This is a genomic window from Salipiger mucosus DSM 16094 (genome assembly GCF_000442255.1).
In the GTDB taxonomy this organism is placed as follows: domain Bacteria; phylum Pseudomonadota; class Alphaproteobacteria; order Rhodobacterales; family Rhodobacteraceae; genus Salipiger; species Salipiger mucosus.
Genome location: NZ_KE557276.1, coordinates 333,180 through 356,620 on the forward strand (window position 1 = coordinate 333,180; position 23,441 = coordinate 356,620).

A 23,441-nucleotide genomic window follows, 5' to 3' on the forward strand; every position below is an offset into this window, starting at 1 on the left:
GCTTGCGGGGTCACTTCGCGAGCAGCAATGGCAGGCGCCGGGCCAGCGGGGCGAGCGTGGCCGAGCGAAGCCAGGTGCCGCCAAGCCGGTGGGCGCGGGCGCCGCTGCCCAGCTTGAAGCGGGTGAGTCCGGGGGCGTCCTCGGAATTCAGGATGCCGAGATCGAGACAGCCGTGGCCGGCGCGTGCGAGCCAACGCATGGCGCCCCAGAGCGCGGCGTTCATGGCGTTGCATCGGCGGCCTTCTGGGCGACTTACGCCCATCTGCCAGGTCGCCATCTTGCCGTGGCGCAGCACCGCGATGGCGGCGACGCATTTCCCGCCGTGGTACGCTTCCCAGACGAGGGCCTGCCCGGGGTTGGCGTGCGCGTAGACCGCGCTCAGCGCGGGAGGAAGTGTGCGATAGCGGCGGGCGCGGGACTGCGCCTGCTCTGCCGCGAGCAGCCAGTGGTCCGGGTGGAGCGGCTGGCGGCGCAGGGTGACGCCCTGCCGCTCGGCGGCGTTGAGGCGGTTGCGCCATTTCTGGTGCATGGCGGCGCGCATTCGGTCGGGATCGCCCAGAGGCAGGAGCGCGACCGTTGCGGGCGTGACCAGCGGCCAGAAGCCGGCGGCGCGCAGCTCTGCGGCACCGAGGCCATCGGCATTGAGCAGGAGCGGTCCCCGCGGAAACGCCTGCGGGTCGTCGAGCCAGGCTTTGAGGGCGCCGGGCGCGCGGGCGACGGGCCCGCGCGAGCACAGGGTCACGCGGCCGAGGCCGGGCAGGCGCCGGGACTGGACCTGCCAGCGGAGCACGGGGCCCGCCGCGTCGTCATGGCCGCCCCGCTGAAGGCCGATGCCCGCGGCGGTGCAGGCGCGGGCGAACTGGGGCGACTGGAGCAGGGGGAGGGCCAGCGATTCCATGATCTGGATTAAGGAACCGGAAAGTGAATCGGTGGTTAAACTGCCACATGGCACAGTTTCGTCCCTCGCGCCGGGAGGCGCCCCGCTCCATCGCCGTCACCGCACCCCGGCCGCGGCCGACCGCAGGCGCCGCGCTTCTGGCGGCCTCGGTGCTGTCGATTCCCTTCGTCCTTCTGGCGCTTTTCCAGGCACTGTCCTGAAGCGCGGCCCGCCGTGAGGGCGGGCCGGCAAAGGCTTCAGCCGGCGAGCTTGACCAGCGCGTGGCGCTTCTTGCCCGCGCTGAGCTTGACCGGTGCGGTGAGGGCCGCCGCGTCGATCATCAGGCCCGCGTCTGTCAGCGGCGCGTCGTCGATGCGCGCACCGTTCTCGGCGATCAGGCGCTTGGCTTCCTTGCCCGATTTCGCAAGGCCCGAGCGCACGATGAGCTGCACGATGGAAATGCCCTCGCCAAGCTCGCTTTCGCTCAGTTCCAGCGTGGGCAGATCCTCTCCGACGCCGCCCTTCTCGAAGACCTCGCGCGCGGTGGCCTCGGCCGTCGCGGCCGCTTCGGCCCCGTGGCAGAGCGTGGTGACCGCGTTGGCCAAGACGATCTTGGCGTCGTTGATTTCAGAGCCCGACAGCGCGCCCAGCCTTTCGCATTCCTCGATGGGCATTTCGGTGTAGAGCTTGAGGAAGCGGCCGACGTCTGCGTCGGTGGTGTTGCGCCAGAACTGCCAGAACTCGTAGGGCGAGAGCATGTCGGCGTTGAGCCAGATCGCGCCGCCGGCGCTCTTGCCCATCTTGCGCCCGTCCGAGGTGGTCAGCAGGGGCGAGGTCAGGCCGAAGATCTCGTCGTCGAGCACGCGCCGGGTAAGGTCGATGCCGTTGACGATGTTGCCCCACTGGTCCGAGCCGCCCATCTGCAGGCTGCAGCCGTAACGGCGGTGCAGTTCGAGGAAGTCGTAGGCCTGCAGGATCATGTAGTTGAACTCGAGGAACGAGAGCGACTGCTCGCGGTCGAGGCGCGATTTCACCGACTCGAAGGACAGCATCCGGTTGACCGAGAAGTGCCGGCCGATGTCGCGCAGGAACGCGAGGTAGTTGAGGTCGTCGAGCCATTCGGCGTTGTTGAGCATCAGCGCATCGGTCTCGCCCTCGCCGTAGCCCAGATACTTGGCGAAGACCTGCTTCATGCCGTCGATGTTGGCGTCGATCTGCTCGGACGTGAGAAGCGGGCGTTCGTCGGCGCGGAACGAGGGATCGCCCACCTTGGTGGTGCCGCCGCCCATGAGCGTGATCGGCTTGTGGCCGGTCTTCTGCAGCCAGCGCAGCATCATGATGTTGAGCAGGTGACCCACGTGCAGCGACTGCGCCGTGGCGTCATAGCCGATATACGCGGTGACCACGCCCTTGGACAGCGCCTCGTCGAGGCCCTGGTAATCGGTGCAGTCCGCGAGGAAGCCGCGCTCGATCATGACGCGCAGAAAGTCCGATCGGGGGTGGTAGGTCATCGGTGTTGCCTCTTATAGTCCGGCGCGAGGTATAAAGGCGGGTGGACCGAAGGTGAAGGGCAAGATCGAGGCAGAGCCGCTCTGGGCGCTCGGGGCGATGTCGGGCACCTCGCTCGACGGTGTGGACGCGGCCCTGCTGCAGACCGACGGGCGCCGGATCTTCGCCTTCGGCGAGGCCGGCTACCGCGCCTATTCCGACGATGAGCGTGCGGCGCTGCGCGGAGCGCTGGGGTGCTGGCCGGGCGACGAGCTGGGCAAGGCGCCGGAGGTCGTGCAGCGCGTCCATGCCGAATTGCTGGCGGAGTTTCCGCAGGCCGAGCTCGTGGGGTTCCACGGTCAGACGCTGGCCCATGACCCGCGCGGGCGCGGCACCCACCAGCTTGGGGATGGCGACGCGCTGGCCGAGACGCTGGCGCGCGACGTGGTCTGGGATTTCCGTTCGAACGACGTGACGCTTGGCGGCGAGGGCGCGCCGCTCGCACCCTTTTTCCACTTCGCCTGCGCGAAGTGGATTGGCGCGACGCAGCCCATTGCCTTTCTCAACCTCGGGGGCGTCGGCAACCTGACCTGGGTCGATCCCCGCTGCGATGCGCCCGAAGACGAGGGCGCGCTGCTGGCCTTCGACACCGGGCCGGCCAACGCGCCGCTCAACGACCTGATGGCGGCGCGGCGCGGGGTGGACTGCGACCGGGGCGGGGCTCTTGCCGCGCAGGGGCAGGTGGCAGACGGGGTGCTCGAGCAGTTCCTCGAGGCAGACTATTTTTCCCGGGTTCCGCCGAAGTCGCTGGACCGGGACGATTTCCCGATGCTGCGCGAGATCGTGAGCGACCTGTCCGACGCGGACGCGGCGGCCACGCTCACCGCGCTGGCGGCGGTGTCGGTGATGCAGGGCATGGCGCATTGCCCCGTGCCGCCCGAGCGACTGCTGGTCTCCGGCGGCGGGCGGCGGAACCCGGTGATGATGGCGATGCTGGCGGCGGGGCTCGACTGTTCCGTCATGGCGGTCGAGGAGGCGGGCCTCGACGGCGACATGCTCGAGGCGCAGGCCTTTGCCTATCTCGCGGTGCGCGTGCTGCGGGGCTGGCCGACATCGGCGCCCGGCACGACGGGCGTGGCCGCGCCCGTGGGCGGCGGACGCATCAGCCGGGTGTGACCGCGCGCGCCGGGGTCAGCTCGCGCTTTCGCGGGCACTGCGCAGCATCTCCAGCCGGCGGCGGAACCGCGGGGCATCGAGCCGCGCGGTGACATTCCGACAGAGCGCCTCGGCCAGCTCCGAACGTCCGCTCGATTCGAGCCGTGCCAGCAGCTTTCGCAGGTAGGGCGTGTGGTCGCGGCGCGCGCGCATCAGCTTCGCGAAGCTCGCGCTGTCGAGCCGGTCCTCGGCGGCGGCGGTCAGGATCGGCGCGATCAGGTCCAGCCCGATGAGGTCGCCCTGCAGCGCGGCGCCCATGTGGGGCAGGCGGAACCGCGTGACGTTGCGCCGCTCGAACAGCGCGGAGTGCATGGCGTCGAGCCGTTCCTGCGGATCGTAGAGCACCCAGGCGTGCTGGGCCGCGTCGAGCATGTCCGGCGCGTAGCCGTAGCGCGAGGTGAAGTTCAGCCGCCGCATCTCGGCAAAACGGTCGTCCCATTCGGTCACCCGGGGATCGAGCGTGGCCTGCGGCTGCAGCATCACCACCCGGGCCCCCGGTGCGGCGACCGAGAAGGCGGCGGCGGCATAGCCGCAGGGCCCGGCGCCGTAGAAGATGACGTTGTCGAACTCGTCGAAGAAGCCGTCATCGAGCAGGGCGTCGAAGAAGCCGTAGACGCGGGCGTCGCGGAACCAGGTGTCACGGGCCGAGATCACGCCGAGATGCGACCAGCCGTTGCGCTTGACCATCTCCCAGCCCAAAGGGGTCGCCGTGCCGGAAAGCGCCTCGATGCCCGGCAGGCTCTCGAAGGTCACGAGCAGCGTGTCGCCTTCCTCGACGAAGATGGCATGGTGACGCTTGCCCAACGGCTCGGCAAACCCCTCGGCCTCGCCGACCTCCGAGATCGCACGGATCCACTGACTGCGTTTCAATCCCGAAAGATCGACCCGTGAGAGGTCCGTTCCGTCCTGCATCTGCCTACCTTGTAACCTGGGACTCGGGCGCCGTGCGCCGTGATCGAGCCGGAAGGTGCCGTTGATTTGAGGCGGAAATGTGCAGTTTGTCGGGCAAGATTGCGAGGTATGGTTAACGCAGGCTCTGGCGCGTTTACCCTTTGCCGTCGTCGGCCGACTGCGCCCGCAGCGCATGCGCGACGAGCATCTGCGCCGCGCGGGGCGGGAGCGGCCTGGACGGGGGCGTCATCAGCAGGCGACCCATCAGCGCGCGAAATGGCTCTTCTTCCATCAGCATCCGGAATCTGGCGTGGCGCCAGTCGACGGCCGCGGCGTGCAGTGCGGCCAGTTCGGGGTCGGCCCCAAGCGCCTCGCGGGCCTCCGCCACGCCGGGCAGATCCAGCGCCGAGCGGTCCTCCTCGGTGTTGAAGTTGCGCTCGACCCAGTAGTCGAGCCCGAGCGCGTCGGCAGCATGCACGGCGCGCCCTCGGTCGACCTTGAGTAGGTAGCTTTCCATGGCACCCAGCGGGTAGTGGTTCAGCTGCGCGAGCGCGTGGTTCGGCCGGCCGAAGGGGGAAAAGATCTGCCGGGTCCGGAAACGCGGGTGCAGCTCGCGGCCTTCGCAATCGAACCAGCGGGCCTGCTCGACCCGTGACGCGTCGGGATCGCGCGGGCGGTGCACGCCAAGCTTCCCGTAGGTGCCGTCGTTGCGGTAGAGCGTCTTGAACATCGAGGCGCGCCAGGGCCAGTGCATGACGGCGGGCGCCGCGCGGGTGAACTGTTCCGGCACGGGCCGATCCTCATAGCGCACCACGCCCGCGTTGCCGAAAAGCCGCCATGTGAGGGTGATGGCCGTGGCCTCGGGCAGGGCCGCGATGAGCGCAGGCAGGGTCCGGTCGCCGGCGTGAACGTTGACGAACTCGTCGATGTCAAGCGGCAGCAGCCAGTCCGCCTCGCGCACCGCGGGCGCCTGGTCGGCCAGACGCAGCCCGGTGAACTGGATGCCCTTGTCGTGCGGCCCGTCGTTGCGGATGTGGGTGAGGTGCCCCAGTGCCGCCAGCCGGTCGAGAATGGCGTCGGTGCCGTCCTCGCAGTCATTCGACAGCGCGACGACGTGGGTGATCCCGCAGGCGCGGTGATGGGCCAGCCAGTCGAGCAGGAAGGCGCCCTCGTTGCGGACGCAGAGCACGGCGGTGATCTTCATCGCGCGCTCCGGGACTGTGGGGGTCTGCACATGCTCACCATCCCCGCCGGAAGGTCACGACCTTGGCCTCGGAGGCCTTGGGAAAATAGGTCAGGCCCGCGCGCTGCATCGCGTCGAAAACGGCCTGCACGCCGGCCTGTCCGATCCACTGCGGGTGCAGCTCGATCACCGCGCAGCGCAGCCCCGACCAGTCGCCCGCCGGCAGCAGCTCCGCCTCGGCGCCCTCGATATCGCAGACCAGCACGTCGGGCGTCACCTCCGGCAGCACATCGGCCAGCCCGTGGCGCGGGACCTGCACCGTCCCGGTGACGCCCTCGGGATCGGCCTCCCGGTCCAGGGAGGAGGCCAGGAAGTTCTGGCGAATGTGGAAGTCGACCGGCGCGCCGCTCTCCGGGGCGAGCAGCGCGTTTCGCACCTCCACGTTCTTTACGCCGTTGGCCTCATGCACCGATGCGATGTAGGGAAGCAACATCGGGTTCGCCTCGTAACTCACCACACGCGCCACCTTTTTCTTTACCGACAGCAGCGTCGACATGTAGCCGATGCCACCCCCCAGCTCGAGCACGCAGTCGCCTGCGCGCACCACGCGTGAGACGGCATCGCATTCCTTGCGCTCGTAGGTGCCGCCGCGCAGCGCCCCCCGAACGCGGCCGGTGGTGATCTGCGGATGCTTGGGGATCTTCAGCCCCCGCGAGTGGATGTAGGGGTCCCTGGGCGTCTCGTGGCCGTCCATGGCTCAGCTCTCCGTGTCCAGCGCGAGGGCATAGGCCACCCGCTCGGTGTCGGTGAGGCGCAGCTCCAGCGCCTGCCGGTACAGATCCGCGAAGGTGGGGTCGGCCCGCAGCTCTGCCGCCTTGGCGCGGTGCCAGGCGAGACCCGCCTCGTGCGCCTGCCGCAGCTCGGGGTCGGCCATCAGGCGGTCGTACTCGGCACGGACGCGGGGGATGTTGCGCTTGATCGTGAGGTCGCGCGCGCCGGACCAGTCCATGCGGACCCAGTAGTTCAGCCCGATGGTCCGATCGACGTGCAGCGCCCGCCCGCGCTGGCGCTTGACCAGGAAGCTCTCGGCGCTGCGCAGGGCATAATGGTTGAGCTGCACGAGGTCGTAGCCGATGGTCTTGCGCGAGTTCCGCCAGCCATTCCGCAGCGCCTCGGCCGTCATGTCCGCGCCCGAGCCATTGACCCATTTCACCCTGTCTTCAAGGCCTTGCGCCAGCTTGTTCGGGCGATGGCACGAGATCTTGGCATAGGCGCCGATGTTGCGGAACAGGGTCTTGAAGCCCCATGCGGTGTGCGGCTTGGGGCAGAACTTCGGGGCGCAGGTCTCGAACTGCTCGATTATGAACCGGTCGTCGAGCCGCTCCACGCCGTTGTGGCCGAAGATCCGCCAGGTCATCGCGATATTGGTGGCCTCGGGCACCCGCGCGAAGAGGTCGTCCAGCGTGCCGGCGCCGCAGCGCACGTTCACGAACTCGTCCACGTCGATATGCGCGATCCAGGCGGCGTCGCGGATCAGCGGCTCGTCCAGCGCGCGGTCCAGCGCGTGTTGTTGGGGCGAGTTTCCGGTCCAGTCTTCGTTCTCGCGGTGCTGCAGCACGCCCATCGCCTGCAGCCGGTCGAGGAGGCCTGTCGTGCCGTCCTCGCAACCGTTGGTGTAGATCAGGAAATCATCGAAACCGATGGCCCGGTGGTAGGCGACCCACTCGAGGATGTAGGGCGCCTCGTTCTTCATGCAGCCGAGGATGACCCTGCGGCCATGGGTGTCACGCGAGGGCCGCGGCGGGTAGGCGGCGGCAAGCGTTCCCTCGTCGATACCGCCCAGCCTGTCGTGCGGCGCGAAGGCCGAGCCCTGCAGCCGCGCGAGGGCCTTCAGCGCGTCCTGTGGCAGGTGGGCCTGCGCCGCGGGCGACAGCAGGATGCGCTTGCGTTTCGGCGCGGGCTTGTTCGGCAGGGCCTCGGTCTTCTGCGCCTGCTCGATGCGCCAGCGGAAGGCCATGAGGTACTGCGTCGCCCGGAAACCGCGCGTCGGATCGGCCTCCTGCCAGTCGGGCCGGGGCGGATCGGGCGCCAGGTGCGTGGGATCTAGGCCCGGATGCCGCCGCGCGAGATCGGCGAGATCCGGCGCGAAACGGGCCGAGACGGCGTGCAGGTCGCCAGGATAAAGAACGTCTCCCTGAACCTTGATTTCCTGAAGGAATTTACGCCACGTCTGTCGTGGCAGTCCGGCGTCCCGCTGCGCGAGGAACCGCAGGAGCGCGTCGTTCAGCAGCCGGCAACGCGTGAGCCAGGCCTCGGCCGGAGGTGCGGGCGGCGCGACCGCCTCGGCCTTGCCGATCTGTGCGGCGATACCGAAGACCTGGCGCACCACCTCTGTCCCGGCCTCCGAGTAGAGCTGCGCGGGGTCGAGGCTATGAAATGCAACCGCCCCGGGGCCGAAGGCGGCCTCGATCTCATCCTGCAGGCGTTTGAAATCCAGCCAGAAAAGGCCGCCTTGTACCTCCGGAAGCTGACCGGCGCGCGGCTCGGACGGTGGACGCGTTGCGAGCGCGGCGTCCCACCAGCTTTCGGCTCCGAGCAGCCCCGTCTCGAGCGTGAGCGACCGGGCACGTCCCTCCATCACCTGCGCGGCGTAGCCTCGGGCCAGCATGCGGGCCGGGTCGTCGAGATGCGCGAGGATGCGGATGTCCTCGGAGAGCGGCGCCAGCAGCGCGCGCAGGCGCTGCCACTCGCTGCGCCGGCAAAGCGTGCTGCCCAATTGGTGGGCCGTGAGGATCAGCACCTCGGGCCGGTCCCGCGCGACCTCCTCGGCCAGTTTGCGCGCCACCTCCTCGCGCAGCGCGGACTGGCTCTCGGGCGTGACCACGCCGCGGTTGTAGCGCAGGCTATCCACGGCATCGGGGTCGGTCACCGCCATGAAAAGACGCGTGTGGTTCCGCGCGCCGGGAGAGCGGGCGTAGAGCACACCCTCGTCGCGCAGTCGGTCGCGCTTGGCGGCGAGCACGCGTTGCAGGCGGTCCGCGACCGTGGCGTCGGGACCGATGTGAACGTCGATCCTCATGACGCGGGCAGCCCGCGGTTCTCGTTGGCCTTGCCCCACCACGGCAGGTCGATCCCGAGGTGCGCCGACAGGCGCCGGGACGCATCGGGATCGGCGGTGTCGTAGCGCAGGAAGCGCGGGTCGCCCGCGAAGATGCGATCGAGAAAGGCGTAGTGCGCCGCGATCCATTGCCTGCGCTCGAGCCGCGTCTCGCCGTAGCCGCGGGGCATGCCGGGCACGTTGCCGCGCGGCAGCCGGTCGGTGCCGAGGTCGGACCAGCGCAGCATGGAGTGGGCGATGTCCGCGGGCGCGCGCCATGAGGCGACGAAACGCAGGTCGGGATGGCGCGTCCGGAGCGCCTCGATCAGCCCGAAGTCCGTCTGAGGCCAGAGGCACAGCCCGCGCGTCATGACGCTGACCTCGGTCAGCGCGTCGATGCCGCCCAGCCGCTCCAGCGGATCGCCCGAGCCGAAGTAGCCGTCGTAGAGCTGCCGCGCGACGTAGCTGCCGGCGATCGCCGGATCGGGGCAGCGGCCGCGCCGGAGCTTGTGGTCCGCGACAATGAGCCCCGCACGCCCCAGCGCTGTGGCCAGCGTGGTCGTGCCCGACTTCGGCAGACCGAGGTTCACGACACGCGGGCTCATGACGCGAGACTCAGCTCCTGCATGAGCTCGTATTCGCCGGGCGGATAAGGGGGCAGGGCGCGCAGTCGTTCGCGCAGGTCTGCCATGTCGGGCTGCGCCGACAGTTCCGCCGCGCGGCGACGGTGACGGTCAACGCATTCCGCGTGCAGACGCCCGATTTCACCGGTCTTCATTTCGTCCAGCGCCGCGCGCAGCGCCGGCAGGTGGCGACGGATCGAGCCGTCCTCCCAGGCGGGGTCGTTGCGCTCGCGCCAGTAGGTCTCGTCAAAGACGCGCCCCTCGCGGTTCACGTCGCCGCGGTCCGTCTTGACCAGGTAGCTGTCGAGCGAGCGCAGCGCGTAGTGGTTGAGCGTCGCATGGGCTCGCGCACCTGCGGCCGGAAAGCGGCGGATGCGGCGCGTGTTGGCGGCGGTGAGGAAGGCCTCGGGCACCGGCCGGCCCGAACCATCGGTCCATTCCGGGTGCCGGTCAGCCGGCAACCGGTCGCGGAAGAAGGGCCGGTGCGCGCCGTAGTAGTGCAGCGGAAAGTCCCGCCGCACCAGCGTCTTCACCTCGATCGCGGTTTCGGCGCACCACAGGTCCGGGTTGTGCGAGCGGGTGAATTGTTCGAGCACCGGGCGGTCCTCGAAGGTCTCCATGCCGTCATTGGCGAAGAACTGGAAGGTGACCGAGATCGCTTGAGGCTCGCCGCAGGCCGCGACCAGCGCGGGGATGGTGTGGTCGGTCGCGTGGATGTTGAGGAACTCGTCCACGTCGGCGATCCAGACCCAGTCGGCCTGCCGCACGATGTCCTGCTTCGCGGCGTGCTTCAGTGCCTCCATCTGGTAGTTGCGCCCCTGCGCCGGGTTCGGCAGATGGCGCACGCCGTAGCCCCCCAGCGCGTTCAGCAGGGCGTCGGTGCCGTCGGTGCAGTCGTTCGAGTAGATCAGGAAGTCGGTGACGCCGATCAGGCGGTTGAAGGCGATCCATTCCAGCAGGAAGGGCCCCTCGTTCTTCACGCATGTCACGGCGGTCACGCGCATCCCGTCGCCTCCGCGTCCTGCTTGTACATCTGTCGTCTCCGGAGGCCTGCCCGCCCGTGCCGGTTGCCGCGGGCAGCGGCCCGCGTCCGGCATTATGGGAAAATCATTGCATCTCCCTGAACACCCGTCAACGCGGGCGCCTGCGACCTTTGGGGGATTGACCGTCGGCCCCCGCGCGGGCAAGCCATTGGCAGGAGGAGACCATCATGCAGAGCCCCGAAAGCATTGACGACGTGCAGCAACTGCTCGGCCAGACGGGCTATGTCTGCGGCCGGTCCCTGGCCACCGTCGTCTTCCTGTCGCTCCGGCTTGGCCGGCCGCTGTTCCTCGAGGGCGAGGCCGGCGTCGGCAAGACCGAGATCGCGCGCGCCCTCTCGGCGGCGCTGGGGCGGACCCTGATCCGCCTGCAGTGCTACGAGGGGCTGGATGCGGCGAGCGCGGTCTGCGACTGGAACTTCGCCGCGCAGATGATCGCGATCCGCACCGCCGAGGCCTCGGGCGGGGCCGACCGCGACGCGCTGCAGAAGGAGCTCTTCGGCCCCGATTTCCTGATCGAGCGCCCGCTGCTGAAGGCCATGCGCCCCGACGATGCCGGCCCCCCGGTGCTGCTCATCGACGAGCTCGACCGCACCGACGAGCCCTTCGAGGCTTTCCTGCTCGAGGCGCTGTCGGATTTCCAGGTCACCGTGCCGGAGATCGGCACCATCAAGGCGCCCGAGCCGCCCATCGTCATCCTGACGTCGAACCGCACGCGCGAGGTGCACGACGCGCTCAAGCGGCGGTGTCTCTATCACTGGGTCGACTACCCGACCTTCGACCGCGAGATCGAGATCCTGCAGTCCCGCGCCCCCGAGGCCGCCGAGACGCTGAGCCGACAGATCGTGGCCTTCGTGCAGGCGCTGCGGACCGAGGACCTTTTCAAGAAGCCGGGCGTGGCCGAGACCATCGACTGGGCCAAGTGTCTGTTGGCGCTCGACGTGGTGGACCTGAGCCCCGAGGTGATCTCGGACACGCTGGGCGCGATCCTGAAGTACCAGGACGACATCGCGAAGATCCAGGGCTCCGAGGCCGCGCGCCTTTTGCAGGAGGCCAGGCAGACGGCGGTGGCGTGATGTCGCCGCGCGCGGCAGGCGGAGCGCATCATGCCTGAGTACGTCCCCATCGAGATCCCCGAGCATCCCAGGCTCGCGCAGAACATCGTGCATTTCGCCCGCGCGCTGCGGCGGGCGGGGCTGCCGGTGGGGCCGGGCCGGGTGATCGACGCCATCCGCGCGGTCGAGGCGGCGGGCTTCACCGACCGGATGGACTTCTACTGGACGCTGCACGCCTGCTTCGTCTCGCGTCCCGAGCATCGGGTGGTCTTTGCGCAGATCTTCCGCCTCTACTGGCGCGACCCGCGCTACCTCGAGCACATGATGTCGATGATGCTGCCTGCCGTGCGCGGGGTGCAGGAGGAGAAGCTCGCCCAGGCCGCCGAGAAGCGCGCCGCGCAGGCGCTGCTCGGCGACAGCATGCCCGAGATGCCGCAGCCCGAGGGCGAACAGGAGGAAGAGGCGACCAAGATCGAGATCGACAGCTCCTTCACGATCTCGACCGAGGAGCGGCTGAAGTCGCTGGATTTCGAGCAGATGTCGACCGAGGAGATCGCCCAGGCCAAGCGCATGCTGGCGCGGCTGACCCTGCCGGTGAAGCCCATCCCCTCGCGCCGGGGCATGGCCGCGGCGACGGGGCGGCAGATCGACCGCAACCGCACGCTGCGCGCGGCCATGCGCCGGGGCGGCGAGATCCGGACGCTGCACCACCGCGCGCCGCGGCCGCGCTGGCCCAACCTCGTGGTGCTCTGCGACATCTCCGGCTCCATGTCGCAGTATTCGCGCATGGTGCTGCATTTCCTGCACGCGGTGGCCAACGAGAAGGGTGCGGGCTGGGCCAAGGTGCATGCCTTCACCTTCGGCACGCGGCTCACGAACATCACCCGCCACCTGGCGCAGCGCGACGTCGATGCGGCGCTGCGCGCGGCGGGCGCCGAGGCGCAGGACTGGGAGGGCGGGACCCGCATCGGCGCCTGCCTGCACGACTTCAACCGCGACTGGTCGCGGCGCGTGCTGGGGCAGGGGGCGGTGGTGCTGCTCATCACCGACGGGCTCGACCGCGACGACGCGCAGGCGCTCGCGCGCGAGCTGGAGCGGCTGCATCTTTCGGCGCGGCGGCTGATCTGGCTGAACCCGCTGCTGCGCTGGGACGGTTTCGCGCCCAAGGCCGCCGGTATCCGCGCCATGCTGCCCCATGTCGACAGCTTCCGCGCCGGCCACTCCATTGCCTCGCTCGAGGACCTGGCCGAGGCGATCTCGCGCCCGGACGACGCGGGCGAGAAGGACCGGCTGATGCGCGCCCTCGAGGGCTGAGCCCGCGCGCATCGGCGGTCCTTTGCCGGCCATATGAACCCGGGCGCGGTACCGGGCGTTGGTGGGCGGAGACCGCGCAGGCGGTCGGAGGAAAGGAACGACACATGAAACGAACGATTCTGTGCACCACGACCGCGCTCGCGCTGGCGACCGGTCTGGCAATGCCGCGCACCGCGCAGGCACAGGACTACGGCTTCGATGCCGAGGGCATGAATGCCGCCGAGATCCGCGAGCAACTGGGCCGGTTCAAGACGCTGTGCGAGGCAGGCGGACCCGCCCCGATCCCGCCGACCGTGAACTGCGACGCCGTGATGGCCGCCGAGATGCCGCCGGAGCCGAACGGCAATGCCCCGGAACAGGCCGGGCAGCCGGGCAACGGCAATGCGCCCGCCCGGAACGGGCAGCAAGGCAATGCCGATACGCCGGGTCAGGACCAGCAGCAGGGCAATGCCGACGCGACTGGTCAGGCCCAGCAGCAAGACAACGCCGACACGCCGGGCCAGACCCGGCAACCGGGCAATGCCGGCAATCCAGGTCAGGCCCGGCAGCAAGGCAATGGCAACGCCTCGGGCCAGGTCCAGGCGCCGGGCAACGGAAATGCCCCCGGTCAGGCTCGGACCCCGGGGAATGGCAATGCCCCCGGGCAGGCACCGGAGCGTTCGGAGCAGGCCCGTGAGCAGCGTGAGGAGACACCCGGGGTGACCCGGCCTGCCCCCGGAACCCCGCCGGGCCAGCAGCAGGCCCGGGACAACGCGCAGGCCGAGGCTCCCGCGACCGGTCAGGCCGCGCAACAGGACGGCCAGGCCGCGCAACAGCAGGATGCGCCGCGGGAGGTCGATCCCAACCAACTGGCGGATGACCTCGACCGCTCTCCGACGCCCACGCCGCAACCGCCGCGCCAGGCCGAGCCGAATCCGCCGCAGGTCTCGCAGCAGCCGGCCCCGGCCGAGACGGAAGAGGCCGCTCCCGCGCAGCAGGCCGACACCGAGCAGGACGCCGAACCCACGCAGCAACAGGCCGAACCCACGCCGCAGACGGACCCCGCGCAGCAACAGGCCGAGCAGGCGCCGCAACCGCAATCGCCGCAACAGCAGGCCGAGGCCGCGGCTCGTGCCGAGCAGCGCGCGCAGAACAGCGCCGCGGCCAGCGCCGATCCCGACACTGCCGAGGCCGAGGTGGTCGAGGAAGACGACCTGACCGAGGAGCAGCTGCGCAGCTCGGACGAGGACTTCGACACCCGGATCGGTCAGCAGCCCCAGCAGCAGACCCAATCGCAGGGGCAGCGCGCCGAGGCGGACGACGATGACGACGACGACAACGAAAACCTGCGCCAGTTCGGCACCGCCGCGCTGCTCGGGCTCGGCGCCGTGGCGCTGAACGAGATCCTCGGCGACAACGCGAATGTGGTCGAGAACACCGGCGACCGCGTCGTGGTCGAGCAGGACGGCCAGTACCGCGTGCTGCGCAACGACGACGTGCTGCTGCGCCGTCCCGGCTCGGACGTGACCACCTACCGCTACGACGACGGGTCGACCCGGTCCGTGGTGGAATACGAGGACGGTAACGTGGTCGAGACGGTCAAGGCTGCCGACGGCCGCGTGCTGCGCCGCATCCGGACGCTGCCCGACGGCGAGCGCGTGGTGCTCTTCGACGACACGCAGCAGGTCGAGCAGGTCGAGGTCAACGAGTTGCCGCAGACCACCGACAACCGCCGGGTGAACTTCCGCGAGGTGAGCGAGGACGACCTTGCCGCCGCGCTTGCCTCGCAGGAGACCAGCGCGGTCGAACGGCGCTTCTCGCTCAACCAGATCCGCAACATCGACGCGGTGCGCAAACTGGTGCCCGAGGTCTCGGTCGACACGGTCAACTTCGAGACCAACTCGGCCGCGATCCGGCCCGAAGAGGCGCAGGAACTGGCCGCGCTCGGCAATGCCATGGCGCGGATGATCCGCGAGAACCCGGGCGAGGTCTTCCTCGTCGAGGGTCACACCGACGCGGTCGGCAAGTGGAGCTACAACCTCGCGCTGTCCGACCGGCGCGCGGAATCGGTGGCGCTGGCGCTGACCGAATACTTCGGCGTGCCGCCGGAGAACCTGGTGCTGCAAGGCTACGGCGAGGGCGATCTCGCGGTGCAGACCGACACCGCGGAACGCGCCAACCGCCGCGCCGCGGTGCGCCGCATCACGCCGCTGCTGCAGGGCGGCTGAACGCGGTCGCAAGAACCATGAGACCAAGCGAAGCGCGCCGGGCCCGCCCGGCGCGCTTTTCTTGTGCGCGGGCGGCGCTGCACCTGCGGCGTCATTGTGCGCCGATGCACGTGGACTCCGGTGCCGGAGGGATTATCTGGCCTCTCCATGCACATGGACCCCGCCACCCCGCAACAGACCCGCGCCGAGCCCTCGGCCGCGGCCCGAAAATGGATGGCGGTGGCCGTCCTGCTCATGGCCAACTTCATGAACCTCGTGGACATCACGATCGTGAACGTGGCGCTGCCCTCGATGCAGCAGCAGCTCGAGGCCCCTCCGAACCTGATCGAGTGGATCGTCGCGGGCTACACCTTTCCCTTCGCGCTGCTGCTGCTGCCGGCCGGGCGGATGGGCGACCTCTTCGGTCGCCGGATGCTGTTCATGGTGGGCGTGGGCGTCTTCACGCTGGCCTCGCTGCTCTGCGGATTGGCGCCCGGCATCGGGACGCTGGTGGCCGCGCGGGTGCTGCAATCGGTGGGCGCCGCGCTGATGACGCCCCAGACGCTGGCGCTGGTGCCGCTGCTCTTCACGCCCGAGCAGCGCGGCTCGGCCTTCGGGCTCTTCGCGCTGACCGCCGGGCTGGCCTCGGTCTCGGGGCCGATCCTCGGCGGGCTTCTCATCAACGCCGACATCATGGGGCTGGGCTGGCGGCCGATCTTCCTGATCAACATTCCCATCGGTCTGCTCGCGCTGGCCGGGGCCGCCGCCTTCGTGCCGCGGGCCGACGGGCGACCGCACGCTCGGGATCGACGTGGTGGGGATCGCGCTGGCGGCGGTGGCGATGCTGGCGCTGCTGTTCCCGCTGGTCGAGGCGCCGACGATCGGCTGGCGGCCCTGGATGTGGCCGATGGTGCTGGCCTCGCTGCCGCTGGCCTGGGTCTTTTTCCGCTGGCAGATCCGGCAGGAGGCGCGGGGCGCCCCGCAGCTTCTGCCGATGCGGCTGGTGCGCTCGGGGCCCTTCCTCAGCGGCGGGGTGCTGAACGCGGTGCTGTTCTCGGCGGTGCCCAGCTACTTCTTCGTCATCGCCATGTACCTACAGGCGGGCTACGGGCTGTCGGCGCTCGAGTCCGGCCTGACCACCGCTCCTTTCCCGGTCGGCGTTCTGGCCGCCTCGGCCACCACAAGCTGGTTCGGCTCGCGCTGGCTTCGTTTCCGCGTCGCGGCGGGCGGGCTGCTGTTCGGCGTCGGCTTCCTGGGGCAGGCCTGGGCGATCCACGGCATGGGCGATCAGATCGACTGGCTGCGCATGGCGCCGTGGTTCCTGGCGGGCGGCTTCGGGCTTGGCAACGCGGTCTCGCCGCTCTTCCAGGTGGCGCTGGCGGCGGCGGACCGGCACGACAGCGGCTCGGCCTCCGGCGCGGTGCAGGCGATGCGGCAGATCGGCATCGCCTTTGGCGTCGCGATCATGGGCGGGCTCTTCTTCGCCATCCTCGGCGGGGCCGAGACAGGCGATCACGCGGCCTACCGCAACGCCATGTTCGGGGCCATCGCCTATGCCGGCCTTGCCGCCGCGGTGATCGCGCTGGCGCCTGTCTTTGCGCCGATCCGGCTGGAGTCCGAGGACTGAGGCGCGCCGCTCAGCGGCGGCGGCGCCGTCGCGGTCTGTCCTCGCCGCTGGTGTTGAAGCTGACCTCGGGCAGGGTCACGATCTTCAGCAGTTCGGGGAAGGGATCGACCGCGTGCGGGATCGCGTTCGCGGCGACGAAATGTTCCTGGAAGCGCGGCTCGATGGCGGTCTCGACCTTGTGGATCGCGCGCACGTCGGCCTCGATCTGCCGCCGCGCCGCGAGGTTGCACAGCGCGATGCGCGCGCCGGTGCCCGCCGCGTTGCCGGCCGAGGTCACCTTGTCGAGCGGCACGTCGGGGATCATGCCCAGCACCATGGCGTGCTGCGGCGAGATATGCGCGCCGAAGGCCCCGGCCAGCACCACGCGGTCCACCTTGTCGACCCCGCGCTCGTCCATCAGCAGGCGGGCCCCGGCATAGAGTGCCGACTTCGCCAGCTGGATCGCGCGGATGTCTCCCTGGGTCACCGTGATCAGCGGGCCGCCCTCTGCGGTGCCGTCGTGGATGACGTAGGCATGGGTGCGTCCCTCGGCGATGCAGCGCGCGCTGCCGGTCTGCTCGGCCGAGCCGATCAGGCCGCTGGGATCGAGCAGCCCGGCGGTGCGCATCTCGGCCACCGCCTCGATGATGCCGGAGCCGCAGATGCCGGTGATGCCGGTGCGCGCCACGGCCTTGGCGAAGCCCGGCTCGTCGGACCAGAACTTGCTGCCGATGATGCGAAAGCGCGGCTCCTTGGTCTCCGGGTCGATGCGCACCGCCTCGATCGCCCCGGGCGCCGCGCGCTGGCCCGAGCTGATCTGCGCCCCCTCGAACGGCCGGCCCGGTGGGCGAGGAACAGGCCAGCACGCGGTTCGGTGTCGCCGAGCAGGATCTCGGCATTGGTGCCCACGTCGACGATCAGGACGAGATCCTCCGACTTGCCGGGCTGTTCCGACAGCGCCACCGCGGCGGCATCGGCGCCCACGTCGCCCCGCGATGCGAGGGCAGCACGTAGACCTGCGCGGCGGCCGGCAGGGCGGTGAGCCCGAGTTGTCCGGCGCTGAGGTTCAGCGCCGAGGAGGTCGCCAGCGCGAAGGGCGCCTGTCCCAGCTCCACCGGGTCGATGCCCAGCAGCAAGTGGTGCATCACCGGGTTGCAGACGAAGACCCCCTCGAGGATCTGCCCGGTCCCGATGCCGGCCTCGGCGGCGATCTCCTGCGCCAGCGTCGAGATCGCCTCGCGCACGGCGGCGGTCATCTCGGCGTCGCCGCCGGGGTTCATCATGGCGTAGGAGACCCGGCTCATCAGGTCCTCGCCGAAGCGGATCTGCGGGTTCATGATGCCCGAGGAGGCCACCACCTCGCCGGTGTCGAGGTTCGTCAGGTGCGCCGCGATGGTGGTCGAGCCAAGGTCGATCGCGAGCCCGAAGATCCCGGTCTCGTGCAGGCCCGCCCAGGCTGCGACGAGGGTCGGCACCGCGTCCGCGCCCGTCTTGTGCAGGGCGACGGTGATCTTCCAGTCGCCCTTGCGCAGGGTGGGTTGCAGGGCCGCGAGCGTGGAAAACTCTGTGGACACTTCGGGGATATCCCACTGCGCGCGCAGCGCCCGCTGCACCCGTTCGAGATCGCCCGAGGGCTCGTGCATGTCGGGCTCGTCCACCTCCACGTAATAAAGCCGCGTCGCCGGGTCCATCTCGATGGCGCGCACGGCGGCGGCCTTGCGCACGACCTGCCGGTGCACCTGGCTCTCGGGCGGCACGTCGATCACGACGTCGCCGAGGATCTGCGCTTGGCAGCCAAGCCGCCGGCCGGGCGGGAGGCCGCGCTTGTCGTCGTAGCGTTGTTCGACGGCGTTCCATCCGCTCAGCGCGGACTCGCGCGAGGTGATGCCGTGTTTCGAGAAGTCGCCCCAGGCCGGCGCGACCTGGCACTTGGAGCAGATGCCGCGCCCGCCGCAGACCGAGTCGAGGTCCACCCCCAGCTTGCGCGCGGCGGACAGCACGGGCGTGCCGACGGGAACTCGCCCGCGCTTGCCGGAAGGCGTGAAGACGACGAGCGGGTCAAGGGTCATGAGCGGGTCCTTCGCTGGGCGATGCGGGCAGAATATCGCCTCGCACGGAAAGGAAAAGACGGGGTTATCGCCGAAGTCGAGCCCGTCAGCGACGCATCCGCCCCCCCGTCTGCGACAGGGCTCACGTCCGGTTCAGCCAGCGCAGGATCTCGCCCCGGTGCCCGTCGAGATCGGGGGCCGCGGGGCGGGTCGGCGGATCGGACTGGCCGGAGATCTTGACCGGGTTGCCCGCGGCCTTGAAGGCGGTGCGGCCATACTTGTCGAGCACGTCGACGATCATGTTGCGGGCCGTGACCTGCGGGTCGCGCATCACCTGGTCCATGCTCTGGATCGGCGCGCAGGGCACACCTGCGGCGGTGAGGCGGGCCAGCCAGTGCGCGCGGGGATGCTCGAGCGTCACCGCCTCGATCAGGCGCCGCAGGAGGCGGGCGTTCTCGCAGCGCGCGGCATTGGTCGAGAAGCGTGGATCACGTTCGAGAGGCAACTGCATGGTAATGCAAAGTTTTTCGAAAGACGCATCGTTGCCTGCCGCCAGCACGAAGGCGCCGTCCGAGGCCTCGACCGCCTCGCAGGGCGCGAAGGCCGGGTGGCGCGGGCCGTGGGGCCTTGGCGCGGTGCCGGTGGCTGCGGTGGCCGAGACCGCGTCGTCGAGCAGCGCGACCTGGGCGTCGAGCATCGAGACGTCGACGCGGCGGCCCGTGCCGCTGCGCGCGCGGTCGTGCAGCGCCGCGAGCACGCCCTGCGCGAGGAAGAGGCCGGCCGCGATCTCGCCCACGGCGGCGCCGGAGCGGACCGGGGGCTGGCCGGGCGTGCCGGTCAGCCCCATGAGGCCGCCGCGGGCCTGTGCCACGACGTCGTAGCCGGGACGGCGCGCGTCGGGGCCGGTCTGGCCGTAGCCCGAGAGCGATCCGTAGATCAGTCTTGGAAAACGGGGGCTTACGGCCTCCCATTCAAGTCCGAAACGGGCCATGACACCGGGCCGGAAGCTTTCGAGCAGCACGTCGGCATGGCCGAGCAGTGCCTCGAGCACCTCGCGGTCGGCCTCGGCCTCGAGATCGAGGGCGATCGACTTCTTGCCGCGGTTGATCGCGGCGAACCAGGCGCTGCGGCCGTCCTTGAGCGGCGGCAGGCGGCGGGCGCCGTCGCCGCGGCCGGGGCGTTCGATCTTGATCACCGTGGCGCCGAGATCGGCCAGCAGGCGGCCCGCGTAGGGCCCGGCGATCCCCCGCGTGAGGTCCAGCACCGTGACGTCGGCGAGGGGTGGCGACATGGAAGGGCCTTCGATCGGGAAGTGATGTCGCGGACAGGCTGGACGATGCCGGACGGGCGGCGCAAGCGGCAATTGTGCCATGCGCCTTCCTTTGCCGATGACCTGGGTCCGGCCTGCGTCAGGCGGCCGTGGCGCGGGCGTGGAAGATGAACCCGAGAAGGTTCATAAGCACCTGTGCCGCAAGGATTCCCGTCGATCCGGTGGGGTCGTGGTCCGGTGCGACCTCGACCAGGTCGATGCCCACGACAGGGTGCGCGCGCGCCACCGATTGCAGCAGTTCCAGCACCTCGTAGTAGAGGAACCCGCCGTGGCTGGGCGTGCCCGTGCCGGGCGCGATGGAGGGGCAGAAACCGTCGATGTCGAGCGTGATGTAGACCGGGACGCCCGCGGGGATGCGCTCCGCGACGCCGCCGGGGACCGGACGGGCGCGGGCCGTGGCGGACCGAGAGGATGTCGGAGCCCATGGCGCGGGCGGCCTCGTAGCCGTCGCGGGCGGTCGAGGAGACGTTGCGGATGCCGACCTGCGTGAGGCCGCTGACCCAGGGCTTTTCGGCGGCGCGGCGCATGGGGTTGCCGTGGCCCCGGGTGACGCCGTGGCGTTCATCCACGAAATCAAGATGTGCGTCTATCTGCAAGATGTGAAACGGTTTTTGGCCCTCGTATGCCTCGACGCAGGGGATGTTCACCGAGTGGTCGCCGCCGATCACCACCGGCAGGGCGCCCGCCGCCAGCGCCGCCTCGACGCCGGTGCGGATGTTGGCGTGGCTTTTCAGGGTGTCGGTGTGCACGATGTCGGCGTCGCCCATGTCGACGATGCGGACCTCGGGGCCGAGGTAGGTCACATCATCTTCGTGGTCGTAAGCCCCTGCGTGACCGAAGGAAAACAGCGTCGAGGCCTCGCGCACCGCGCGCGGTCCGAAGCGGGCGCCGGCGCGGAACTGGGTGCCCGCGTCGAAGGGTGCGCCGAGGATCGCGGCGTCGGCCTCGAGCGTCGACCAGTCCTCGACATAGGGCTTTTTCGCGAAGGTGCAGATGCCGGTGAAGGGCAGGTTCAGGCGGCCGGTCTCGTAGCTGTGCATGGTGTCGCGCTCCTTTGGCGCGAGACTGCGGCGCGGGCGTGCGGTGCGCAAGCTCCTGTACCGGTCGTACGGGAGTTCCGTACGGATGGGGGCGCGGCGCCGCTGCCGTACCGGTCGTACGGGAAAAACGTACGGTTGCGCAGGACAGGCCTCGCCCGTCGCGTCGCGGCGGGACAGGACACGCGTCAGGATCAGGTGCCGGCTGGGCGTTCGTCGCCGTCATTCACGACGCGAGTTGCGCGAAAGCGCAATCGCCGCGATCGCACCGACCGCAAGGATCAATCCGAGTGCCGGTGTCGCGCCGAGCGAGGATATCACGAACATCGGTCCTCCGGCGGTGCCCGGACCGGGCAGAACCAGCGTGCCTGCAAGCAGGGAGGCGATGAAGACAGCAAGGGCGATGATGGCCATGTCTCGAAGCAGACCCCTTGCGCCGGAGCGCCTGGCAAGATGGGGGAACATCATCCACGAGGTGACGGCCGCACCGAACGCGGCCGCGAACGTCGCGTGAGCCAGCAAATACCGATCGCTGTCCAGCCATCCCGGGGCTGACGTGGCCGCGGCAGCAAGCATGAAGATCAGGGCGCACAGGGCGGCGCATGCGGCTGCAATCAGGTTGGTCGTGCGTCGCGTCATGATCCGCCGGACGGCCTGCCCGTGGTGAGTGCAGTGTAGCCATGAAATGCAATCTTGTCTGCCTGGCCTGAAACCTTGTGCGGCGATGCCGAAAAAAACCGGATCGGTTGACAGTCGTTCCGGTCGGGGTTGCGCCGCCAAACCGCGTGCGTCGTCTGCCCCTTTCCCCTCCCGCGCATCCGTGCAATAGGGACGTGCCAACCGAACCCCTCCCAAGGAGCTGTCCCATGGAGATTCGCGAGGCGCTGACCTTCGACGACGTCCTTCTCGTTCCCGCCGCATCCGAGGTGCTGCCCAGCACCGCCGACACGCGCACGCGGGTCACGCGGTCCATCTCGCTCAACATTCCGCTGCTGAGCTCTGCCATGGACACCGTGACCGAGGCGCGCATGGCGATCACCATGGCGCAGGCCGGCGGCATCGGGGTGATCCACAAGAACCTCGACGTCGAGCAGCAGTCGCGCGAGGTGCGGCGGGTCAAGCGCTTCGAGAGCGGCATCGTCTACAACCCGGTGACGCTGACGCCGGACCAGACGCTGGCCGACGCCAAGGCGCTGACCGAGCGCTACGGCTTCACCGGCTTCCCGGTGGTCGATGCCGAGCGGCGCGTGGTGGGGATCGTGACCAACCGCGACATGCGCTTCGCGCAGCGCGACGACACCCCGGTGCGGGTGATGATGACCTCGGAGAACCTGGCGATCCTGCGCGAGCCCGCCGACCGCGACGAGGCCATCGACCTGATGAAGGCGCGGCGGATCGAGAAGCTGCTGGTCACCGACGCGAACGGCAAGCTGACCGGGCTGCTGACGCTCAAGGACACCGAGAAGGCCGTGGTGAACCCCACCGCCTGCAAGGACGAGCTGGGCCGCCTGCGGGTCGCCGCCGCGACCGGCGTGGGCGACTCGGGCTTCGAGCGGACCGAGGCGCTGATCGACGCGGGCGCGGACATCGTGGTGATCGACACCGCGCACGGCCATTCCGCCGGCGTGATCGAGGCGGTGCGCCGCGCCAAGCAGATGTCGAACGAGGTGCAGGTCATCGCGGGCAACGTGGCCACCGCCGATGCGACGCGCGCGCTGATCGACGCGGGCGCCGACGCGGTCAAGGTGGGCATCGGGCCGGGCTCGATCTGCACCACGCGGATGGTGGCGGGCGTCGGCATGCCGCAGCTCACCGCCGTGATCGAATGCAGCGAGGCGGCCGGCGACGTGCCGGTCATCGCCGACGGCGGCATCAAGTTCTCGGGCGATTTCGCCAAGGCGATCGCGGCGGGGGCCTCCTGCGCGATGGTGGGCTCGATGATCGCGGGCACCGACGAGAGCCCGGGCGAGGTGATCCTCTACCAGGGCCGGTCGTTCAAGGCCTATCGCGGCATGGGCTCGATGGGGGCCATGGCGCGCGGCTCGGCCGACCGCTACTTCCAGAAGGACGCGGCGAGCGACAAGCTGGTGCCCGAGGGGATCGAGGGGCAGGTGCCCTACAAGGGTCCGGCGGGCGCGGTGATCCACCAGCTGGTGGGCGGTCTGCGGGCGGCCATGGGCTATACCGGCTGCGCCACGGTCGAGCAGATGCGGGGCGGCTGCCGCTTCGTGCGCATCACCAACGCGGGCCTGCGGGAAAGCCACGTCCATGACGTGGCGATCACGCGCGAGTCGCCCAACTACCGGATCGGATGACCCCGGCCGCGCGCGTGGCCGCCGCCGCCGCCGTGCTCGACCGCGTGGCGGCGGGCGAGGCGGCGGAGAAGGCGCTGCTGGGCTGGGCGCGGCCGAACGTCCGACCATCGCGCCGGTCATCGACAACGCCGCCGCC

Annotated in this window: 17 protein-coding genes and 3 pseudogenes; 8 read left to right on the top strand and 12 right to left on the bottom strand. The window is 70.0% G+C overall.

The window, feature by feature from the left end; all coding sequences use genetic code 11:
* Window positions 1–10 precede the first annotated feature (10 nt).
* Window positions 11–898: a GNAT family N-acetyltransferase gene (locus SALMUC_RS13735; RefSeq protein ID WP_020040157.1), complete on the bottom strand. Its 888-nt coding sequence runs from the start codon at window positions 896–898 to the stop codon at window positions 11–13.
* 47 nt (window positions 899–945) lie between these two features.
* Between SALMUC_RS13735 and SALMUC_RS30495 the strand changes: the two genes are divergently transcribed.
* Window positions 946–1,098, top strand: a complete 153-nt coding sequence (locus SALMUC_RS30495) for a hypothetical protein (protein WP_020040156.1) — start codon at window positions 946–948, stop codon at window positions 1,096–1,098.
* Window positions 1,099–1,134: 36 nt separating this feature from the next.
* Here the strand turns inward: SALMUC_RS30495 and tyrS are convergent, their stop codons facing one another.
* A complete protein-coding gene (gene tyrS / locus SALMUC_RS13740) occupies window positions 1,135–2,388 on the bottom strand; it encodes a tyrosine--tRNA ligase (RefSeq protein WP_020040155.1) in 1,254 nt (417 codons plus the stop codon).
* A gap of 97 nt (window positions 2,389–2,485) precedes the next feature.
* Here tyrS and SALMUC_RS13745 point away from each other — a divergent pair, with 97 nt between their 5' ends.
* Complete coding sequence (locus SALMUC_RS13745; protein WP_051155916.1) at window positions 2,486–3,541, top strand: anhydro-N-acetylmuramic acid kinase; 1,056 nt, start codon at window positions 2,486–2,488, stop codon at window positions 3,539–3,541.
* Between the two features lie 15 nt (window positions 3,542–3,556).
* Here SALMUC_RS13745 and SALMUC_RS13750 read toward each other — a convergent pair whose 3' ends face one another.
* The 6 genes from SALMUC_RS13750 to SALMUC_RS13775 form a co-directional block, all read right to left on the bottom strand.
* Window positions 3,557–4,492 carry a hypothetical protein gene (locus SALMUC_RS13750; protein ID WP_021120385.1) on the bottom strand — a complete coding sequence of 312 codons (936 nt, stop codon included), beginning with the start codon at window positions 4,490–4,492 and terminating at the stop codon, window positions 3,557–3,559.
* Between the two features lie 133 nt (window positions 4,493–4,625).
* Window positions 4,626–5,675, bottom strand: a complete 1,050-nt coding sequence (locus tag SALMUC_RS13755) for a glycosyltransferase family 2 protein (protein WP_020040152.1) — start codon at window positions 5,673–5,675, stop codon at window positions 4,626–4,628.
* Between the two features lie 34 nt (window positions 5,676–5,709).
* On the bottom strand, window positions 5,710–6,408 hold the full coding sequence (locus SALMUC_RS13760; protein WP_020040151.1) for an FkbM family methyltransferase: 699 nt from the start codon (window positions 6,406–6,408) through the stop codon (window positions 5,710–5,712).
* A gap of 3 nt (window positions 6,409–6,411) precedes the next feature.
* Window positions 6,412–8,733 (bottom strand): glycosyltransferase family 2 protein, encoded by a 2,322-nt coding sequence (locus tag SALMUC_RS13765; RefSeq protein ID WP_020040150.1) that lies wholly within the window; start codon window positions 8,731–8,733, stop codon window positions 6,412–6,414.
* Window positions 8,730–9,356 (bottom strand): hypothetical protein, encoded by a 627-nt coding sequence (locus tag SALMUC_RS13770; protein ID WP_020040149.1) that lies wholly within the window; start codon window positions 9,354–9,356, stop codon window positions 8,730–8,732. Before SALMUC_RS13770 ends, SALMUC_RS13765 begins: the two co-directional genes overlap by 4 nt.
* A complete protein-coding gene (locus SALMUC_RS13775) occupies window positions 9,353–10,378 on the bottom strand; it encodes a glycosyltransferase family 2 protein (RefSeq protein WP_020040148.1) in 1,026 nt (341 codons plus the stop codon). The genes SALMUC_RS13770 and SALMUC_RS13775 overlap by 4 nt, the downstream gene beginning before the upstream one ends.
* 206 nt (window positions 10,379–10,584) lie before the next feature.
* On the opposite strand from SALMUC_RS13775, the gene SALMUC_RS13780 reads away from it, so the two are divergent.
* The 5 genes and pseudogenes from SALMUC_RS13780 (at window position 10,585) to SALMUC_RS29870 (ending at window position 16,596) form a co-directional block, all read left to right on the top strand.
* Window positions 10,585–11,490 (top strand): AAA family ATPase, encoded by a 906-nt coding sequence (locus SALMUC_RS13780; protein ID WP_020040147.1) that lies wholly within the window; start codon window positions 10,585–10,587, stop codon window positions 11,488–11,490.
* A 30-nt stretch (window positions 11,491–11,520) separates the two neighbouring features.
* Window positions 11,521–12,783, top strand: a complete 1,263-nt coding sequence (locus SALMUC_RS13785; RefSeq protein ID WP_020040146.1) for a vWA domain-containing protein — start codon at window positions 11,521–11,523, stop codon at window positions 12,781–12,783.
* A 104-nt stretch (window positions 12,784–12,887) separates the two neighbouring features.
* On the top strand, window positions 12,888–14,990 hold the full coding sequence (locus SALMUC_RS13790) for an OmpA family protein (RefSeq protein WP_020040145.1): 2,103 nt from the start codon (window positions 12,888–12,890) through the stop codon (window positions 14,988–14,990).
* Between the two features lie 246 nt (window positions 14,991–15,236).
* Window positions 15,237–15,596, top strand: a pseudogene (locus SALMUC_RS31835) (MFS transporter); the annotation flags it as partial.
* Window positions 15,597–15,783: 187 nt separating this feature from the next.
* Window positions 15,784–16,596 (top strand): MFS transporter, encoded by an 813-nt coding sequence (locus tag SALMUC_RS29870; RefSeq protein WP_021120386.1) that lies wholly within the window; start codon window positions 15,784–15,786, stop codon window positions 16,594–16,596.
* A gap of 10 nt (window positions 16,597–16,606) precedes the next feature.
* On the opposite strand, the pseudogene SALMUC_RS13800 reads toward SALMUC_RS29870, so the two are convergent.
* From SALMUC_RS13800 to SALMUC_RS13815, 4 genes and pseudogenes are all read right to left on the bottom strand, one after another.
* Window positions 16,607–18,644 (bottom strand): annotated as a pseudogene (locus SALMUC_RS13800) (ASKHA domain-containing protein).
* A gap of 121 nt (window positions 18,645–18,765) precedes the next feature.
* Window positions 18,766–19,914 carry a CaiB/BaiF CoA transferase family protein gene (locus SALMUC_RS13805; RefSeq protein ID WP_037371892.1) on the bottom strand — a complete coding sequence of 383 codons (1,149 nt, stop codon included), beginning with the start codon at window positions 19,912–19,914 and terminating at the stop codon, window positions 18,766–18,768.
* A 118-nt stretch (window positions 19,915–20,032) separates the two neighbouring features.
* Window positions 20,033–20,993: pseudogene (locus tag SALMUC_RS13810) on the bottom strand (agmatinase).
* A 219-nt stretch (window positions 20,994–21,212) separates the two neighbouring features.
* Entirely contained in the window at window positions 21,213–21,629 is a 417-nt protein-coding gene (locus tag SALMUC_RS13815; protein WP_020040141.1) for a hypothetical protein, read from the bottom strand.
* Between the two features lie 227 nt (window positions 21,630–21,856).
* Here SALMUC_RS13815 and guaB point away from each other — a divergent pair, with 227 nt between their 5' ends.
* A complete protein-coding gene (gene guaB, locus SALMUC_RS13820; protein ID WP_020040140.1) occupies window positions 21,857–23,305 on the top strand; it encodes an IMP dehydrogenase in 1,449 nt (482 codons plus the stop codon).
* The last annotated feature ends 136 nt before the right edge of the window (window positions 23,306–23,441 follow it).

Coding starts and splice junctions, on each gene's coding strand:
- SALMUC_RS13770 (WP_020040149.1), bottom strand. CDS start 9,356: ATGAGCCCGCGTGTCGTGAACCTCGGTCTGCCGAAGTCGGGCACGACC.
- SALMUC_RS13775 (WP_020040148.1), bottom strand. CDS start 10,378: ATGCGCGTGACCGCCGTGACATGCGTGAAGAACGAGGGGCCCTTCCTG.
- SALMUC_RS13755 (WP_020040152.1), bottom strand. CDS start 5,675: ATGAAGATCACCGCCGTGCTCTGCGTCCGCAACGAGGGCGCCTTCCTG.
- SALMUC_RS13790 (WP_020040145.1), top strand. CDS start 12,888: ATGAAACGAACGATTCTGTGCACCACGACCGCGCTCGCGCTGGCGACC.
- SALMUC_RS13735 (WP_020040157.1), bottom strand. CDS start 898: ATGGAATCGCTGGCCCTCCCCCTGCTCCAGTCGCCCCAGTTCGCCCGC.
- SALMUC_RS13765 (WP_020040150.1), bottom strand. CDS start 8,733: ATGAGGATCGACGTTCACATCGGTCCCGACGCCACGGTCGCGGACCGC.
- SALMUC_RS13750 (WP_021120385.1), bottom strand. CDS start 4,492: ATGCAGGACGGAACGGACCTCTCACGGGTCGATCTTTCGGGATTGAAA.
- SALMUC_RS13760 (WP_020040151.1), bottom strand. CDS start 6,408: ATGGACGGCCACGAGACGCCCAGGGACCCCTACATCCACTCGCGGGGG.
- SALMUC_RS13745 (WP_051155916.1), top strand. CDS start 2,486: ATGTCGGGCACCTCGCTCGACGGTGTGGACGCGGCCCTGCTGCAGACC.
- SALMUC_RS13785 (WP_020040146.1), top strand. CDS start 11,521: ATGCCTGAGTACGTCCCCATCGAGATCCCCGAGCATCCCAGGCTCGCG.
- SALMUC_RS30495 (WP_020040156.1), top strand. CDS start 946: ATGGCACAGTTTCGTCCCTCGCGCCGGGAGGCGCCCCGCTCCATCGCC.
- SALMUC_RS13805 (WP_037371892.1), bottom strand. CDS start 19,914: ATGTCGCCACCCCTCGCCGACGTCACGGTGCTGGACCTCACGCGGGGG.
- SALMUC_RS13815 (WP_020040141.1), bottom strand. CDS start 21,629: ATGACGCGACGCACGACCAACCTGATTGCAGCCGCATGCGCCGCCCTG.
- tyrS (WP_020040155.1), bottom strand. CDS start 2,388: ATGACCTACCACCCCCGATCGGACTTTCTGCGCGTCATGATCGAGCGC.
- SALMUC_RS13780 (WP_020040147.1), top strand. CDS start 10,585: ATGCAGAGCCCCGAAAGCATTGACGACGTGCAGCAACTGCTCGGCCAG.
- guaB (WP_020040140.1), top strand. CDS start 21,857: ATGGAGATTCGCGAGGCGCTGACCTTCGACGACGTCCTTCTCGTTCCC.